The 17,352-nt window shown below is 40.5% G+C and carries 20 protein-coding genes, 1 tRNA gene and 1 pseudogene; 14 read left to right on the top strand and 8 right to left on the bottom strand.

What is annotated here, in order from left to right; all coding sequences use genetic code 11:
* Nucleotides 1-90: 90 nt before the first annotated feature.
* The gene (gene yccX, locus CNE01S_RS05375) at nt 91-378 is read left to right on the top strand and encodes an acylphosphatase (RefSeq protein WP_061274103.1); all 288 of its coding nucleotides are present in this window, start codon (nt 91-93) and stop codon (nt 376-378) included.
* On the opposite strand, the gene tusE is transcribed toward yccX, so the two are convergent.
* Together tusE and yccA are read right to left on the bottom strand one after the other, a co-directional pair.
* Nucleotides 375-704 (bottom strand): sulfurtransferase TusE, encoded by a 330-nt coding sequence (gene tusE, locus CNE01S_RS05370; protein ID WP_061274101.1) that lies wholly within the window; start codon nt 702-704, stop codon nt 375-377. The two genes, yccX and tusE, sit on opposite strands and share 4 nt — an antisense overlap.
* A gap of 137 nt (nt 705-841) precedes the next feature.
* The gene (gene yccA, locus CNE01S_RS05365; protein WP_016535682.1) at nt 842-1,501 is read right to left on the bottom strand and encodes an FtsH protease modulator YccA; all 660 of its coding nucleotides are present in this window, start codon (nt 1,499-1,501) and stop codon (nt 842-844) included.
* Between the two features lie 227 nt (nt 1,502-1,728).
* On the opposite strand from yccA, the gene CNE01S_RS05360 reads away from it, so the two are divergent.
* From CNE01S_RS05360 to CNE01S_RS05340, 5 genes are all read left to right on the top strand, one after another.
* Entirely contained in the window at nt 1,729-3,354 is a 1,626-nt protein-coding gene (locus CNE01S_RS05360; RefSeq protein ID WP_061274100.1) for an ABC transporter substrate-binding protein, read from the top strand.
* A 159-nt stretch (nt 3,355-3,513) separates the two neighbouring features.
* Nucleotides 3,514-3,601 (top strand) — tRNA-Ser (locus tag CNE01S_RS05355).
* A 372-nt stretch (nt 3,602-3,973) separates the two neighbouring features.
* Nucleotides 3,974-4,894: a DUF6387 family protein gene (locus CNE01S_RS05350; protein WP_061274098.1), complete on the top strand. Its 921-nt coding sequence runs from the start codon at nt 3,974-3,976 to the stop codon at nt 4,892-4,894.
* Nucleotides 4,895-5,123: 229 nt separating this feature from the next.
* Nucleotides 5,124-7,034, top strand: a complete 1,911-nt coding sequence (locus CNE01S_RS05345; protein WP_061274096.1) for a hypothetical protein — start codon at nt 5,124-5,126, stop codon at nt 7,032-7,034.
* Nucleotides 7,031-8,728 carry a hypothetical protein gene (locus CNE01S_RS05340; protein ID WP_061274094.1) on the top strand — a complete coding sequence of 566 codons (1,698 nt, stop codon included), beginning with the start codon at nt 7,031-7,033 and terminating at the stop codon, nt 8,726-8,728. Before CNE01S_RS05345 ends, CNE01S_RS05340 begins: the two co-directional genes overlap by 4 nt.
* A gap of 263 nt (nt 8,729-8,991) precedes the next feature.
* Here the strand turns inward: CNE01S_RS05340 and mazF are convergent, their stop codons facing one another.
* Together mazF and CNE01S_RS05330 are read right to left on the bottom strand one after the other, a co-directional pair.
* Nucleotides 8,992-9,324: an endoribonuclease MazF gene (gene mazF / locus CNE01S_RS05335; RefSeq protein WP_061274092.1), complete on the bottom strand. Its 333-nt coding sequence runs from the start codon at nt 9,322-9,324 to the stop codon at nt 8,992-8,994.
* Nucleotides 9,324-9,575, bottom strand: coding sequence for an AbrB/MazE/SpoVT family DNA-binding domain-containing protein (locus tag CNE01S_RS05330; protein ID WP_061274090.1), 252 nt, complete (start codon nt 9,573-9,575; stop codon nt 9,324-9,326). The genes mazF and CNE01S_RS05330 overlap by 1 nt, the downstream gene beginning before the upstream one ends.
* A 254-nt stretch (nt 9,576-9,829) precedes the next feature.
* On the opposite strand from CNE01S_RS05330, the gene CNE01S_RS05325 reads away from it, so the two are divergent.
* From CNE01S_RS05325 to CNE01S_RS05305, 5 genes are all read left to right on the top strand, one after another.
* Nucleotides 9,830-10,102, top strand: coding sequence for a helix-turn-helix transcriptional regulator (locus tag CNE01S_RS05325; RefSeq protein WP_061274088.1), 273 nt, complete (start codon nt 9,830-9,832; stop codon nt 10,100-10,102).
* Entirely contained in the window at nt 10,099-10,398 is a 300-nt protein-coding gene (locus tag CNE01S_RS05320) for a hypothetical protein (RefSeq protein WP_061274086.1), read from the top strand. Before CNE01S_RS05325 ends, CNE01S_RS05320 begins: the two co-directional genes overlap by 4 nt.
* Before the next feature lie 111 nt (nt 10,399-10,509).
* Nucleotides 10,510-10,857, top strand: a complete 348-nt coding sequence (locus tag CNE01S_RS05315) for a hypothetical protein (RefSeq protein ID WP_061274084.1) — start codon at nt 10,510-10,512, stop codon at nt 10,855-10,857.
* A gap of 39 nt (nt 10,858-10,896) precedes the next feature.
* On the top strand, nt 10,897-11,262 hold the full coding sequence (locus tag CNE01S_RS05310; RefSeq protein WP_061274082.1) for a hypothetical protein: 366 nt from the start codon (nt 10,897-10,899) through the stop codon (nt 11,260-11,262).
* A gap of 257 nt (nt 11,263-11,519) precedes the next feature.
* A complete protein-coding gene (locus CNE01S_RS05305; RefSeq protein ID WP_061274080.1) occupies nt 11,520-12,344 on the top strand; it encodes a hypothetical protein in 825 nt (274 codons plus the stop codon).
* Between the two features lie 187 nt (nt 12,345-12,531).
* On the opposite strand, the gene CNE01S_RS05300 is transcribed toward CNE01S_RS05305, so the two are convergent.
* From CNE01S_RS05300 to CNE01S_RS05290, 4 genes are all read right to left on the bottom strand, one after another.
* Nucleotides 12,532-13,296, bottom strand: coding sequence for a DUF4145 domain-containing protein (locus tag CNE01S_RS05300; RefSeq protein WP_082763188.1), 765 nt, complete (start codon nt 13,294-13,296; stop codon nt 12,532-12,534).
* Between the two features lie 303 nt (nt 13,297-13,599).
* Complete coding sequence (locus CNE01S_RS25970) at nt 13,600-13,857, bottom strand: DUF4756 family protein (protein ID WP_342747899.1); 258 nt, start codon at nt 13,855-13,857, stop codon at nt 13,600-13,602.
* 8 nt (nt 13,858-13,865) lie between these two features.
* On the bottom strand, nt 13,866-14,054 hold the full coding sequence (locus CNE01S_RS25965; RefSeq protein WP_342747898.1) for a DUF4756 family protein: 189 nt from the start codon (nt 14,052-14,054) through the stop codon (nt 13,866-13,868).
* Between the two features lie 57 nt (nt 14,055-14,111).
* Complete coding sequence (locus CNE01S_RS05290; protein WP_245874271.1) at nt 14,112-14,837, bottom strand: DNA-binding protein; 726 nt, start codon at nt 14,835-14,837, stop codon at nt 14,112-14,114.
* Nucleotides 14,838-15,862: 1,025 nt separating this feature from the next.
* On the opposite strand from CNE01S_RS05290, the gene CNE01S_RS05285 reads away from it, so the two are divergent.
* The 3 genes and pseudogenes from CNE01S_RS05285 to CNE01S_RS25620 form a co-directional block, all read left to right on the top strand.
* The gene (locus CNE01S_RS05285) at nt 15,863-16,129 is read left to right on the top strand and encodes a hypothetical protein (RefSeq protein WP_061274076.1); all 267 of its coding nucleotides are present in this window, start codon (nt 15,863-15,865) and stop codon (nt 16,127-16,129) included.
* Nucleotides 16,130-16,531: 402 nt separating this feature from the next.
* Nucleotides 16,532-17,113 carry a hypothetical protein gene (locus tag CNE01S_RS05280; RefSeq protein ID WP_061274074.1) on the top strand — a complete coding sequence of 194 codons (582 nt, stop codon included), beginning with the start codon at nt 16,532-16,534 and terminating at the stop codon, nt 17,111-17,113.
* A gap of 15 nt (nt 17,114-17,128) precedes the next feature.
* A pseudogene (locus CNE01S_RS25620) lies at nt 17,129-17,352 on the top strand (SEN1982 family lipoprotein); the annotation flags it as partial.

Below are 17,352 nucleotides of genomic sequence, written 5' to 3'. Positions count from 1 at the left end.
GAAAGCCTCACGACGTAGGCTGTGACCAAAGAAAAAACGGCGTCGCCTGTTAGACTTAGAGCTGTTTTGAGTGTTCAGGCGGAGGCAATAATGAGTTCAAAAAAACAGTGCGTGAAGTGTTGGATACACGGCATGGTACAGGGCGTGGGCTTTCGTTACAGCACGCAGCGTGAGGGGGAAAAGCTAGGCTTAACCGGGTACGCCCGTAACCTGGATGATGGCAGCGTGGAAGTGGTGGCCTGCGGAGAGGCTGAGCAGGTTGAAAAGCTGCTGGCGTGGCTAAAAGCCGGCGGGCCTCGCAGTGCCAGGGTTGATAAGGTCCTGACCGAACCTCATCAACCCGAGCGCGAATGGGTCAATTTTGGTATCCGCTACTAGATACACTTCACCGGTTTTGGCAGGCCCGCAATCTTAGTGGCCTGTTTGGCCGGACCCTTCGGGAAGAGGCGATAAAGGTAACGGCTGTTGCCTTTCTCTTCGCCGAACTTGTTTGCCATGGCTTTAACCAGCATGCGAATGGCCGGAGAGGTATTAAACTCCAGATAAAACTCACGCACAAAGCGAACCACTTCCCAGTGCTCTACCGCAAGGGTAATGCCTTCTCTAGCGGCAATTACTTCCGCCAGCGGCTCGCTCCACTCATGGCTATTTTTCAGGTAGCCATCCGCGTCTGTCTCTATTTCTCTGCCTTCAAAGGTCAACATAGTTACCCGCTATTTACGTCAAATCGGCCGAAGTGTAGCAAATTTTCTCCGTGGGCTTAAGGATGGAATGCGGCAGGATGGAGGGCAAAAAAAAGAGAATGCACAGGGCATTCTCTTTTCTGGTAAAGCCGTATTAGTTAGTCGCGGCTGGCAAAACCAAGGATGCTCAGCAGGCTAACGAAGATGTTATAAAGAGAAACATACAGGCTTACGGTCGCGCGGATGTAGTTGGTTTCACCGCCGCGAATAATGTTGCTGGTCTCAAACAGGATGGCACCTGAAGAAATCAGGATAAACACCGCGCTAATCGCCAGATGCAGAGCAGGCAGCTGCAGGAAGATGTTAGCCACCATACCAATCAGCACCACCACCACGCCCGCCATCAGCATACCGCCGAGGAAGGACATGTCTTTGCGGGTCGTCAGCACATACGCCGAGCAGCTAAAGAACACCAGCGCGGTACCGCCCAGCGCCATGCCAATAACGTCGCCCATGCCGGCGGACAGATAGGCATTCAGCATTGGCCCCAGGATATAGCCCAGGAAGCCGGTAAAGGCGAATGCAGACAGAATGCCCACCGGTTTATCTGCGGTTTTATAGGTCAGGAACATCAGACCGTACATACCAACCAGCGTCAGAATTAACCCTGGAGAAGGTAGCATCAATACGGTGCTGGCGGTTGCCGTCAACGCTGAAAACGCCAGCGTTAAACTCAGCAGGAAATAGGTATTACGTAGCACTTTGTGGGTGCTGAGCAGTGACGAACGGTCACGCGAGGAGGTAATAATGCGATCCATTCTAAAACTCTCTCTTTTACAGGTGTTTTATGGTCATGAGCATAATGCCCACCTTTATTAGACAAAAGCCTTTTTACCCATCTTTACCTCGTGCACTTTATCACATTGTACAAAATTAATGCCATAACACCCACTTATAGGTGGCTGAAAAATATTGCTTTATTACCTAAAGCCGACTAAGAGTGTTAGCCGTACCGTCGTTAAATAACATCAATAAGGCGTAGGTCATGAAAGCAAACAACAACACATTTTCAAAATCATTGGTTGCTCTGGGTCTGCTCAGCGCGATTTCTAGCGTATGGGCAGCAGATGTTCCGCCAGGAACCGAGCTTGCAGCCAAACAGGAGCTGGTACGTAACAACGGCAGTGAACCGGCATCGTTGGATCCTCATAAAGTGGAGAGCGACGTTGAGGCTAATATCATTGGTGACTTCTTTGACGGCCTGATTCGCGTCAAAAACGATGGCACCATCGAACCGCATCTGGCGGCAAAATGGGACAATCAGGACAACAAAGTTTGGACGTTCCATCTGCGCCCTGGCCTCAAATGGTCCAACGGCGAGCCGATTACCGCGCAGGACGTGGTCTGGAGCTGGAAGCGCTTAGTGGACCCTAAAACGGGTTCCCCTTATGCCACTTATCCGGGCACTATGCATATAGAAAATGCCAATGACATTGCCGAAGGCAAAAAGCCGGTTGATAGCCTGGGCGTGAAGGCATTGGATGCCAACACCGTGCAGGTAACGCTCGATCAGCCAACCTCGGCCTTCCTGCTGATGCTCGGCCACACCTCGATGGTGCCTGTGAGCGAAGCGGCCGTAGAAAAATTTGGCGATAAATGGACCCAGCCGGCCAACTTCGTGAGCAGTGGCCCGTATAAGCTGTCGCAGTGGGTAGTCAATGAGAAAGTGGTCGGCGAGCGTAATAAAGAGTACTGGGACGACGCTCACACGGTGATTAATAAGGTGACTTATCTGCCGGTCACGTCTGGTACATCGGATATCAACCGCTACAAGGCGGGTGAGATTGATATCACCTATACCGTGCCGGAAACGCTCTTTGCCTCACTTAAAAAATCTATTCCGGATCAGGTTCATATCACACCTTACCTTTCCACTTACTATTACGAATTCAATACCACCAAAGCGCCGTTTAATGACCCGCGCGTTCGCCTGGCGCTGAATCTGGCACTGGATAAAGATATCATCGCCGGTAAGGTGTTAGGGCAGGGGCAAAAGCCTGCGTGGCTGGTCAGCCAGCCTAAAATTGGCGGGATAACGCTTAAGCCTGCGGAGTACGGCAGCTGGAGCCACGATAAGCGTGTCGCTGAGGCGAAGAAATTGCTGGCAGAGGCGGGCTTTAACGAATCTCACCCGCTGCAGTTCAACCTGCTTTATAACACCTCGGAATCTCACCAGCGTATTGCCATTGCTGCTAGTTCCATGTGGAAGAAAAACGTTGGCGTCGAGGCTAAGCTGCAAAACCAGGAATGGAAGACCATGCTGGATACCAAACGCACCGGTAACTACGACCTGGTGCGCTACGGTTGGATTGCCGACTACGATGATGCGGCGACCTACCTGAACAACTTCCGCACTGGGGACAGCCAGAACAGTTCCAAATACAGCAATCCTGCTTACGATGAGATTATCGCCAAAGCTTCACAGGCCACTACCCAGGAAGAACGCGCCAAATACTATCAGCAGGCCGAAGACATTCTTGCGAAAGATGTCCCGACTATCCCTATCTACCACTATGTGAAGGTTCAACTGGTGAAACCTTACGTGGGAGGTTATGCCCCGAGCACCTTGGGTAAATATCTAACTCAGGATCTCTACATCAAAAAACACTAATGTCGATGCTGCCCTTCAGATGGAGGGCAGCAAAAGCGGCTTGAAACTGAGCATGTTGCTGCTGTTTCAGGCAAATAACACAAATATGATGAAATTTCAGGCGATTGAACAAAATCGTGCTTTACATGAAGTATGGGTATGTTTATAGTTCGCCTCGTTGGAAGTGTGGCCGAGCGGTTGAAGGCACCGGTCTTGAAAACCGGCGACCCGAAAGGGTTCCAGAGTTCGAATCTCTGCGCTTCCGCCATTTTTATGGCAAAATCAATAACTTACAGAATGTTTTTGGTTATGTCCTGCATAAAGTACTGCATAAAAAGCTCGTGTAAACGGGCTTTTTTTGTATCTGAAATCTCCCGTATAGGGTGTGAAAAAAGATCCCATCATCTGTCGTATCCCTCATAAATAATCTCTTTCTGTCGAATCTGCTGTAAACATAGCAGCATAAGTGCACTGCTTGCGTTCTGTTAATTTCACATATGTAAAGACAACTTCCCATCCAGTGCATTTATGCGATTTCCACAGGCAGTGAGAACTGTTCTGGATTTTACGATTGTGCTAATAATCTGATTCCTTTTCAGTTTTCGTCCGGGCGAAAACAATGAACAAGAAAGGCATATAGATGAAAGCAAGCGAAGTCATGAAGGCGGTAAAAACGTGGTTTAAGGTGAGCAACTATGATGCTTTGCAGGAGATCACGATTGAAGACCTGAAGAGGGAAGCGTTTGCCCGATTTAGGTTAGCTAAACATGATTTTGATGGAGAGTTGAATGACGACGATGACCGTAAGATTCGCCAGCGTTATCTGGACTATGAAGCTAACATTTTGGCGGGAAAGCCTTTATTAGTCAGCCCAAGCAAAGATCCAGCCCCTACCTATGGAAAAGACTATCCACTCAGACAGGCAGTAGAAAACCCTCTCCAGAACGCGAAAATATATATTAAGCACATTACCGTGGCGGATGCTGCGAAATATGAGCGTCAATTAAGAGAGATAAAAATACTCCGGCGTATGGGGCTTAAAGAAGAGGGCGTAACCATGCCAGCCTCAGAAGAGATTGGTCGGTGGCGGTTGACTGATATCGAGATGCTTCATCCCCATAAGCCACTTTATCTGGAACTTAACATCAGAAGGCTTACTGACGAAGAAGTCATCGAGCATATGAAGCGTATGCTTCCAGAATGGCGCAGGACGCATGGTATCCCGGAACCGTTAACGGGAACATTCAGGTTCGGGCTTAGCACGATCAAGAGGCTAATTAACTTCAGGATCATCCCTCTGCTGGATCTGCTGTTCTGGGCCAAGAGAAACAACGAAAAAATTTCCTATGAACAGCTTGGCAGGCTTCTTTATCCCAATGATTCTGAGGACATAAGAGGTGGCTCTCAAATCAAAGACACGGACAAACCATTGGCTGACAAAGTGCTTACCCATGAGTTTGATAGGATGTTTAACATCTACCTGAGCAAAAATGACAGCATGATACACACCAAGGTTGCAGAGGCTATGAAGATGAACGAAAAAGAAGAAGAGAAAAAGTAGTGGTATCAAGCGATAACGATAGGTTTATTTGTATTAGTTCAAACTTGATAAGACATTTATCTCTGGCAACGCACAAGCAAATCTGACAGTCGGCTTTTAACGAGGAACAGACATACCATACGAATGAGGGTTGTTAATAATATTGCATCTTATGACAGGGCATGGTGTTCTGTATCTTAATTAGTGTTAGGTTAAGTATCGTTCCCCTTTGCTGTACAGGAGGTAGTTAATGAAGGGTAGTATTGTTCAAAATATCGCCCACAAGCTTTTTTTGGCAAGATCTGATACGCTAGAGTATGAACCAGATAAACATGAATTATCTTTATTACTTAAAGAAAAGTCAGATGGTTATTGTTTGAAGAATAATAAATTAATCTTTTCATCTTATGATGACAGAGACTATTATGTCGCCTATCACTATTTTTCAGAAATGGCTGATAAGAGTGTCAATTCAGATAGTTCAATATTATTGACTGCCTTTAGCATATGGGAACAAACTTTGCGTGGAGACAGTGCAATCGCTGGATTATTCCTCAGCTTATATGAAGATGAGCTTGATGTATGGCAATCATTACTTATGTCTGAACGTAATCCTTATGAAATTACATCGCTAGCGGATCAATTCATAAAATACGTAAAAAATATAGATATACAAAAACTCTTTAATTTCTTTTTCTCTATTTATAAAGAAAAAAATCAGTACGCAGGTCATTACTCATCATTACAGGAACGGTTGTCTAATACCCCACAGAAATGCCATGAAATAATCAAAAAGTTTCATTCGGATATACAGCCAGATACTATTCATCTCTACAATATTGCTTTATTCTCATTAAAAAAACAAGAGTACACTAAAGTCATTGATATTTTGATTGATGACATAGAAAAAAGCAATAGCGTACTTTCTCCTCAGTCCTTGTGGATTCTTGGTAGGGTTATAGAAAAAAGCGATAATAAATATAAGTATAGAAAAATACTTGAAGTTATTAAAAGTGCTATTTCGTCGCCTGTGTCTCTGATCTCTAATGCGGGAATGCAAGCGGCAGTTGATACTATAGGAAAAATACCTGAAATTCGTTTTGTTATTAGTGAGCTTTTCGAATCAAATAATCAGAAAATAATAGAGTTACTTTCCAATAAATTATCTATCACAAAACAATTAACTTCCCACGCTGATTTTCAATTTTGGTTAACGTGTATTTGTAAAGCTTCAATGAACAATGATGCTTTGAACAATGTTATTTTCCACATCTTTGCATCTTTAGCTAAGGATGAATCAAAGTATGGGTTATTAGCTGATTGTATATTTATCATGATACGAAATAATTCAATATCAGAAGAAAATAAAAGTATTGAAGTGTTTCTCCATGAGATAGTAAAGCATCAAGATTTGCTTAATAAATTATTTACATTAACATTAATTGATGAAAATCTCGAAGCAACCATTTTTTCTCGCTTGGTAGCAACCCACCTGTTTGTGCACGAAAACAAACATGTATTAGAGTGCTGTCTTGACACCATTAACAGTTTTACACAAAAGAACTTTATTTTCTTAGTACGAAGAATACTGGGTTTCATCTCAAACGAAACCCAGTTAACATCTTTGATACTGTCTTTATTAAAGGTGAAAAACCCAGAAAAAAGAACATATGCTCTTGTTAAGTCAGTGATAATACATGAAATAGCGATGGATTACCCCGGTTATGTACAAGATGAAATTAAAAGGCGAAAAGATAATATCAAAAATCAGCGAGGAAATATGGCAAAGTTATATGGAGAGATGCTAGCTGAAATAGATAAATACATTTCATCTTTTGCAATTTTACCTCGAATAAAAGAATTAGAACCACCTTCATTGCTTGTTAATAATTTTCAAAAAGAAAGAACCAAAGTAGAAGCAAGAAAAAATGATCTTCATGAAGAAAGTTCAATTATATTTAACATTGCATCTAAAATAATATTAAAGGCAGGTATTGGTTCATTTTACTACAATAATTTCAATAAAAAAGGTTATAGCGAACCATCATATTTGCACGAGTTTTCTAGTAGCTACTCTTTGCCTAGGAGATATGTTATGGACAATATTGGATATGAAATCAATATGGTTCAATTCAGATGTGCAAAAAAGGATATGGAATGAAAGTGTTAATTTCACAATATATCAGAACATTAAAGGAAAGAAATGAGCTTGACAGACTACTACCAAATTTATTGCTGTCAATGAATATTGTTCCTTTGTTCACGACACAAACTGGTACCAGACAGTACGGTGTTGATATTGCCGCAATCGGTAGAGATCCAGAAGATAATGTAAAAAAAATTTTTCTCTTTGTCATAAAGCAAAAAGATTTAGGGCGAACGGAATGGGATTCCGGTAAAAACTCGATCAGGCCTAGCTTAAATGAAATTTTTGATGTTTATATCAAGAACCATTTATTGCCTGAGCATAAAATACTACCAAAAAAAATTATACTTTCTACCAGCGGGGACATGAAAGAGGAACTCAGCCAGAGCTGGTCTGGTTATATTGATGACCATAAGTCGTATGAGTTTGATTTTTGGGGAGCTTCCAAGTTAGCAACCCTTATAGAAACTCACATGCTAAATGAGCATATTTTTAGTGATGATGATAGAAGCGATTTGAGAAAGGCATTATCTTTAATTTGTGAGAATGATTATTCTAAAGATGATTTTTATCATTTATTACTTCGGACACTTCAACTTGATATTAAAGGAAGAAAAATTAAAGAATTAACAAGTTCGGAACTTGAAAAATCAATACGAACTTGTTACCTTGCTACAAATATTCTCGCCTATTGGGCAATACAAGATGGAAATTCTAAACAAGCACTATATGTATCGGAACGATGCTTATTGTGGGTATGGCATCGTATTAATCTCGAAAAAAAACCACATCGATATTTTTCTACTATTGAAACTTTATGGCAAAGTTATATCAACATTTCTAATGAATATTTCTCAAAGCTTCAACCATACTTTTATGAAAAATATATCATATCGTCATATTCTACAGAGAGTTCATTAATCAATCTAACTATATTCGAGCAAATAGGTATACTTGCTAGCATTGGACTAAATAACTTTTTCGCGGCACTACGATGTGAAGATGAAGAACGGGCGGTCAGATTTACCAATGCAAACGTCGTTGCTGAAAGCTTATGCGCGCTTATCCGTAATAATCCTGCATCGGGTTCACCTCGTCTTGATGAAAACGCAATAGACATTACTTTGGCTTTCATATTCCTACTGCTTATGGGAAAAATTGATAGTGCTGAAAAATGGCTTAGGGAACTGATTGTAAGGCTTGATTTTGTGTTCAAGGTTGGCCGGAATCATCCTGTATCAACAGATTCCCTTGATGATCTCATTTGCCTAGATTGCAATAATGATGATACCTACCTGAGAGAAAAAACAACGAGTACATCTTGGATTATCCCTACTTTGATAGGATTGACTGTTATTCTGAAAAAAGAAGAAGGATATAATGTACTGATTAAAGGAATAAAAGAAGTTTATCCAAAGATGTGTTCTCAATTATGGCACCCTACAAATGATCTTTATCATCATTTGTATTTTCACCAAGCTCAATATGCCACAGGAGAGACAGAAGCCCCAATTACATTTCCGGATAGTATGAATGACTATCAAGACAGAATGAATGAATTGAGCGGAATGGATAGATACAATTTTTTCAAAGAATCAAGTGCCGTCAAGGCTGGCTTATCAGCTTTGGACTTTATAGCTTATCGGCATTTCAGAACACCAGTTCCTCCCGTTCTTTGGTATGGTTTGCAAAAAAATAATGCTCGTTAAACTTTATTTATGTTGTCATTCTTAAACCACCTCCTATGGAGGTGGTGATTATTTTTCACCAGTGACCTTTAATTATCTGTTAATTACTTGTAGTGTGCTGTTTGATTTGTTGCCATAGCCAGAAAACGTCCGCTTCTGGCACAAAGTTGCCTGTCAACTTAGGTTAAACATTGTACTGTAAGAGTGACAGATCAGGTTTGAGCTAACACAACTGATTTTTTCAAATATCCAGTGATATTTCTGAACACTACCGAGCAGGATTGCTAACCAATCAGAACCCTAGCTTTTGCTCTGATGATTTCTAACTCATCGGCTGTTACTTTGCCTTTCTTTGTTGCCTTACGGTTGCGCCAGTCAACACAAGTAACCTGATCGGCGAGAGCCACACTTTCACGGTCTCCAGATAATTCGACTTCAAATTTATATCCTTTGCTCTGGGTCGTGCAGGGAACACATAAGCAAAGTCCGGTAAGGTTATTGTAGGGGAAGGGGCTAAGAACAACAGCGGGGCGGTGTCCTCCCTGTTCATGCCCCACTACAGGATCAAAATCCAGCCAGATTAAGTCGCCAGAATCAGGAACAAAACGAGAAACCATTAAAGCAGCTCCTTACCGACTGGAGCGCCAAAATCGACTTTCTCATGAACGTTATCGGCGGTCATCCCTTCCAGCAACTCATCCAGCGTGAACTGATACTTTGGCTTTTTCTTGGGGATCAGCGCTATTTCCGTTTCCCTGATTTCCATGTCAAAGCTATCGTTATAGGTCATATCAAACGCTTGCATAACAGATGAGGAAAGGCGTATTGCAGGCGAGTTCCCCCATTTTTTAACCGGGACATCAATCATAAAAAATCCTCACTTAAATAAATGTATCTACAATGTAGCGCATGGAGAGCTGTCTGTCAATCTACATTGTAGATACATACCAATACGCTGCCGCAACTGGTTTTGTTCAAAACCAGCGAAATCCGCAAACTTCCATTTTCCCCTAAAATCACTTCTTGCCACTTTCTCATAAAAATCTTGTTTGCCAATGTCTGCATCTTGCGATCTCAAATTTCCTTAGTATGGCTCCTGTCGAAACAACGGAGGAAAAGACAATGAAAAACAACAACGAGCAAAGCTCTATGAGAAATGAAAAAGCAGTTAAACGATTTATCCGGGTACCAGAAGTGCTCAATCGGGTGGGGTTCAGTCGTACCACATTGTATGAGCGTATTAAAGATGGCAGCTTTCCTGACAGAGTAAAAATAGGGCTAAGGTCGATAGCTTTTATTGAAAGTGAAGTGGACGAATGGATTGAAAAAACAATCCAGAACACACGATATGATTTTTCAAAAAATAACATGGCAAATAATGAGGTGGTTTTATGATATTAGAAGTAAAAACAACAAAGCATTTTAATGAAGTGGCAGAAAGGCTATTCAATGAAAATATTAATAAGCTCAAAAGAGAAATGCCATCGTATCATAAGGAGCTTATGGTAAATAAAAAGGAAATGAAAAGGTTCATTGATATTATTATCGACACTACAAAGGAATATTTCTATGAAGGTCATGATGAGAAGAGTGGATATTGTCTGTTCAGAAATGTTAATCAGATAAGGGCAAGAGAACATTTACAGTCATTAGCTTTTACGCACAGTTATTTGTATAAGCTCATGCAGTAAGTCTGCACAAATAATCCTGACAGAAAACTAATAAACACATTTCAGACATCATCTGACGATGAAGGATACGTGTGTCTGGAATATACATTAAATACATAATAAGAGATAAATATGGAAACTATTTTTGTAAACGAAGAAAATGAATCAACTGCATTTATGATTACACTTGGTCTGGACATTTATTGTCATCTTATACATGGGAAAGCGAAATCAGACAAGGCAGGCGCGTTAAAATACGTGACAGAGATTAAGTATATCAGTGACGCATTTGATTACGTCATTGCTCATATCTGTGAACATTTTGATGCCTACAGTAAAAGTAATGGCAATGGTAAGGAAAATTTAGAAGAAGCTGATTTTGAAAAAGCAAAAAAGACGATGATGTACCTGCATGAGCAATATCTGGCGCAGTATTTGGTCAGGGATATACATCAAAACAGACTTTTCTTGAATAAGTGAAAATAGCATGAAAAATAATCTTAAATAAGAGGGTGTATTATGAGTAAGCAAACATTAAAAGATAAAAAAGAAATAAACAGACATATCGCGTGGCTGATGATGAACCAGTATAGTCAGATGGCATATAATCTTGTGAAAAGCAATGAAGTGGATCTTCCCTTCATGTTATCAGGGGATACGCCGCATATGATGTATACCATCTGCCAGAATAATATTAAAGCCGACTTTGCTAACTTTAAAGCAGAGCAGAATATTGAGTGCGAAAAACTGAGCCGGGCCGATACAAAGGCCATCATCAACATGACGCTTTATTTTCATGAAAGATTTGTTGTTCCTCATATACTGAGGATACTTTCTGATGATGATACATACTGGAAGCTGAAGATTGACTGGGAAGCGCGTTAAGTTGTAAGTGTTAGCACGAGCTTGAGTTGGCATGATCACAACACAGAGTTCAACCTGTTCTGACAAGCAGCTCTGTGCCAAAAGCGGTTGTCATTACAGTGGTTAGTTTTAGGTGGCCAAACATCCATTTGAATAACATTATGGTGTTAATCAACGGAAAACAGGTCACTGTCATCAGGTAATGTGGAGTTAATGACTTTCATGTGGTAAACGTATCTTCATTAGAACCATCCATTTCCTGTCTAAAAGATAAAGTTATGAATAGGTCAAACGAAGAAGATATTGAAAAAGCCAAATCACTAATTTCGACAGGCGCAGAGATAGCTGGCGCTGCAGTTGGCGGCGCAATTGGCTTTTTCGCAGCTGGCCCTGCGGGAGCTGCTGGGGCTGGTTCGGTAGGGGTGATTGTCGCGAAAGCTGGTGCAAAACTTCTCGGTGATGTGGCAGATCGTGCGATGTCTGCACGCGAAAAAGTCCGTGTTGGGGCTGCTGCTGCAGTTGCATTCAATAAAATTGAAAAGGCTGCTCAGTCAGGTAATGAACCCAGAAAAGATGGTTTCTTTAACTCTGAAGAAGGAAAACGCAGTAATGCAGAAGAAATCCTAGAGGGAACGTTAAGAAGGGCGCGTGAAGAGCATGAGGAAAAGAAGATTCTACTTCTCGGGAATTTTTACGCAAATATGGTCTACTCCCCGGGAGTCAGTACCGAAGAAGCTAATTATTATCTCCGGTTGTTCGATTCACTGACGTACCGGCAACTCTGTATTATGAGTTTGATCATGATGAAACCACATTATTCTGACTTTCAAAATCTTAGAAAGCATGACTACCGAACCAAAAATGCCAACATGCAGGCAAGTACTGTCGCACTGCTCCAAGAAATTTATGCCCTGTATAATTTGGGATTAGTCTGCGCTAGGAGTGCTGGCGGAAATAGCTACGTATCTTTGCTGGCATGGCATGACATCATCCCTTTCGGATTAGAATTCACAGGATTAGGTGAAAGGTTTTACAAGCTTTTTATGGGTGGTGGAAGCATTTCACTTTCTGATATTTCTACAACCGCAGAAGCTTTGCGCTAAGAATGAACATTTTGATTCAAAGCCTCCAGACCAGTCCCGTTCATTAACATAGGGTATTGTTAGAAGCTAGTCCTCGGTGATAACAATCATGAGCTTCCGTTCCTATGGCGCCTAATGAAAGAAAATTGATATGGATTTCGCTACGCGATATTGTATTCGCGACTTAGATTAACAGAGAAAGTGCACATTACTCACCTTCTGTATAAGGCTGAACTAATAAATCGGGAAGTGCATTGACTGCATTAGAGGCTTTTTCGATATGTTTTTTTTGTTTGGCTGGGATTTTTCCGGCAATTTTCATAATGCCATCATCGCGAAGCACAGACCGACGAATAAAATCCTCTGTTATTGTTAAAAGAGATTTAAACTCGCTTTTTGTCGGTGACCAAGCGCGATGCGCAGCGGCATTACCTGCATCTGTGACTATAAGCAACTGACTTTTTTCAGTTTCACCGATATAACCATCCTCTGCGAGTTTTTCGACTTTTTTCCCTAAAGGTAATGTAGGTAATATGTTCAGAACCTCTGAAGTGCGGTCAAAGGCGGTTCTTAAACCAATGGAAGCTAAAATATAAGATTCATTATAATAGGCCTGATACACTTCATTAAGTAAGATAGAGAGTTGATAGTCAATGGCTGCTAAATTTTCAATCCATTGCGGCGGTCGATGTTCAAGTGATCTCGGATAGGTTTCATATCTATAGTTAGGGGTGATAACAGTCTGACCTGCATCATCATAATCGTAATCCAAATCTTCGCTGTCCCATGATTTTGAATGATAAAACACCGTATCACATCCTTTACATTGTAACAGGCGATATTCTGTAACCCATTGCATAGAGTTTCGCCTGTCCCCACTCTCCCAACTCCGCTTTGTTTCTCCGATAACTATACAGTTTCTTTCTCCCAAGCATTCAGGACACTCAGCACGGAACGTTGCTTTATCCGTCATTCTATCACCTCAAGCGGGTTACCATTTTTATGGACTAAACTATATAAAATAGCATTACAGGATCTGTTAAACTGCGTTCTGGCGATTATATTTCTCTTGTAACCCCTAGATCATTTATGTGTTAGAAAGTAGCAGCTTTGATGGACCTATTCAACCTTTCAAGGTCCGTTCCTCACTCAAAGCAGACTGTCAGATCTGATAGTGTTCTGTCCGGGTAAACTGTCAGCGCCAAGTCTGAGCTAAAACGGTTTTATAAGTATCAGCACTACTATGGGGCCGATAAGTTCGGGTCATAAGTTCGGGTCATAATCTAAATCTTCGGTGAGGTGTGTTTTCATGTGCCGTATTGAAGGTTGACGTGATTTCGGAAAGTTGAGCAAGACTGTGCTCAATATCACTCTGAAACTCAAGCAAAGCCTCAGTTCTCTGCTTTAACAACATTGAGATGATTTCTTCATCACTTTTCTCACGGATAAATGTTCTGGCTAAGGAACGACGCATGATGCTCTCAGGTGTCTTTTCCTTTATTACCGGATTAAGTTCAGAAATAAATGTGCTCAATAATTCATTTATTTTTTATCAAGGCGACGCAGTTCTTTATGGGCAGAATAGAACTGATTAGTTTTACCAATGGGAGCATCTTCTCTTAATCGTCTATACTCCTGCCAGAAAGATTTTATATCGGGATATTTTTTTAGTTCCTGCGTGGTGTTCAGATAATCAATAATATCACTGTTGTCTGTTTTTGTTTTTTTCATAAAAGCCTCATTAATATAATAGGGTATATTTATATTTTACGAGGCATGATAAAAGTGTCAAATTAGCACGGAATGTATCTGCTCTTTTTCTTTTAATGTGTAGTGAAAATGTTCTTCATCTGACTTATTAACTTCCGGGTTTGGTTTTTCAGGATACTGTAGAGAAATATTTTCATCGGAATCAGAAACATAAACTGGTTCGTTTTTTGTTTCATGCTGATTATCTGCATCAGTATGGAAAGTATATACATTCTCAAAGGTGAGCTGGTCATTAACCTCAAAGCGTTGAGCCTTTTTAACGTTAGGGCGTTGCTTTTCATTAATGGTATGCGCCTGTCCTTTCAGAAATATATTTGAGTTCATAAAAAGATCTCCGTCTTTATCGATGATAATCCCTTTTCTTTTTAATTTTGTAAAGACAAGAGACATATTGGATTTCTTGATATCCAAATCACGGCACAGCTTTGCCTGTGAGATATGAAAGCAGTTCCCGAACTCCATGATGTTCAGGATTCTGGCTATCACCTTAAGTTCATTTTTAGAAATATTAAGCTCAGCCAGTTTCTGGAAGTTCTGTGTGAACATATGAACGTAATCAACATCTTTTTTAATCGATTTTATATTTTCCTTGCGGGTGTAGATATTGGTTGTGTCTTTATGCGTGCTGTAATAGTGCTCAAATATCTGCAATTTCTGTTCACTGCTGAAATCGTGGTCATCAATATAAAGTTTTAACTCAAAGGGAGACAGAGTGTTAAGTGAGGTAAAATCTATTGTTGTCATTGTATTTTCCTTTTATTATTGTTCTTTTTAATACATAACAGATTAAATACTATGGTCAATAACAAAGTCAAAAATAAATGGAAAAAGTTTTAATATTATGGAGAGCTATCCAGATAATCTAATACAGGCAAATGATAAGCACCGAACTATTGGAATAAGTTTAGTCAGACTGGAAACCCCGCCACTGTTCAGATAATGGTTTCAGGGTGAAACTAGGGTTATAGTTTTTGCTAACCTTAGTTATAGCTTTCGATAACCCGAGTTATAGATATCGATAACCATAGTTATAGGAAACTATAACTTTTTTTCTGTAATCTGTTGTTTTATATAGAGAATAACATCCGTAATATAGTAATAAGTTTAATATAGTAAAAGGGGATGTGTGCCGGATAAATGGCACCTGCTGTTTTTATGTTAATGTATGAGTTTTTCAGGGGGGAAATGATGTTAAGTTTTCAGCCTTTACCGTAGTGTTTTTTATCTGTTGTCGGGAACGCTTTACTTTAAATTTAATCAGTGCCATTCAGATTAAGGCACCTGACAATTTTCAGTATTATATTCCTGTCTATCTTATTACAGCGAAGTGATTGTTTTATACAATCACGACGCGCTGCGGATACTCTCAGCAGGTAATTTTTTTTCTTTTATTTTACAGGCGGCTGTTGCCGCTATTTTTATGGATAAATCCATCATTAACAGGGATGAACCCTGTTCCAGCGATGTGATTGTTTTGAACAATCACCAAATGCTGCGGTTGTAAAACAGTATCCTTTTTTTGATTCAGAGGATAAATTTAACTCAGGAAGATTCTTTTTCATGAAAAACTAAAGTTCATGATTTCATTTAATACCGGGTTTTAATCAGCGTCAGTGCGTAAGCACATGAGCGCCAGCTCATAAGATAAATATCTTTTCAAAAAAAGATTACAATAGAAAGTAATATGTCATTTTTCCGGTTTTAAATTTGATCTTTCCGATAAAAACAGTGTATTAAAAAATAATAAAACAAGATAAGGAAAACACAAAATGAACAACATTAAAACCATTATCCTATTTAATGCGCATGAAAAAACACCATTTCTCACCTGCGTAGTAAAAGAAATGGAAGAAGACGAATACGGAATAAAACTTACTCTCGAAAACGGTAATAACATCTATGTTAAAGATTACGATTTTTTCTTCCTGTCAGAACCAGCAAATGATAGTGATAAGGAACGAATGATAAATGTTTATGGAAGATTGATCTCCGAACTTAGCCAAGTCAGCGAAGAAACAATAAGATCGCTGATGTAGAAGCTGAAACCTACAGCAAGACCGCAAAACAGACTTACCTACTTTGCCCCCAGCTTCCGTTCTCCACCTGAAAACCATCCTATGGGTATCTGCCCACTTTGCTGGGACAAAATCCATCAACAAAAATGATCGGTAAAACAGATCGATAATTGATTATCGATAGATTTTGACGATTAAAATGGCTTTATTGATCGGTATTTTAATTGCCTAAAACGATCAATATGTAATTAATGATAGTTTTAAGCTATCAATTGTTTTGCATTCGATCGATACAAACGATATGACGAACAACAAAATTAATTGAATCATATCAATTGATTAAATGTTCAATACAGCCCTGTAATCCCAAAAATACGGGTAAGGGCTGTTGTTGGCTCTACTTTCCACATTTTGGGGATAGTTATGAAAGTAAGAACAGCAATGCCACTGTTGTTAGCTTCTGTGTTTCTGTCGGGATGCCAGCAGCTCAATGATGGCGTGAATAAAGTTAATGGGGCAATCAGTTCGTCCTTGTCATCATTAAACAATGCTGTTGATAAAACACTGGGTGGCTCCACCTCCAGCCAAAACTCAGGCCCGGCATCAGCAGTGTCTGGTCTTGGCACTGTTTGCAAAGACTATGAAGAAAACGCGATGGCTGCGGAGAAGAAATGGACCGGAAAGCGGATCTCAATTGCTAATGCCACTGTACTGGAAGTTACGAAGGGCAGAAGTGCCAGCGATATGATGACAGGTATGCCAAAAGCAGCCCATGCGAACTATTACCTGTTGTTTAAGACCTCAGATACCAACTACTGCGGTGGGATGGTCTGGATTGATTACTACTCCGGGCTTGATGATGCTGTTCTGACGTATAAGAAAGGCCAGAAGGTCAGTATTGCCGGGACCGTAAACAACTTCGAAGTCCGTGGATTCGCTACAGTCAATAACGCCGATATGCCAGTTCGTCTGGTGGTATTAAGAAACGGCACCATCAACCATTAATTCAGGGTTAATACTATGCGTAAATTTTTAGTCGCAGGGAGTCTTGCTGTTCTGTTATCCGGCTGTGGTGAAAAAGGCGACTTCGAAAAAGCGATTAACACAAAGATTAGTCAATCGAAGTCCTGTTTCTCACTGAGAAACAATAATGTCAGTTTCCCTGTCCAGCTATCTAAACCACGATTTGATGAGACTGGCACCGGAACGGGTTCTGTGATCCTCGATGGTCTCGTAGAGCAGGT

This window comes from Cedecea neteri NBRC 105707 = ATCC 33855 (genome assembly GCF_001571265.1).
Taxonomy (GTDB): Bacteria; Pseudomonadota; Gammaproteobacteria; order Enterobacterales; family Enterobacteriaceae; genus Cedecea; species Cedecea neteri.
The sequence above is the reverse complement of the archived record's forward strand: the minus strand, read 5'-3'. Positions and strand labels throughout refer to the sequence as shown.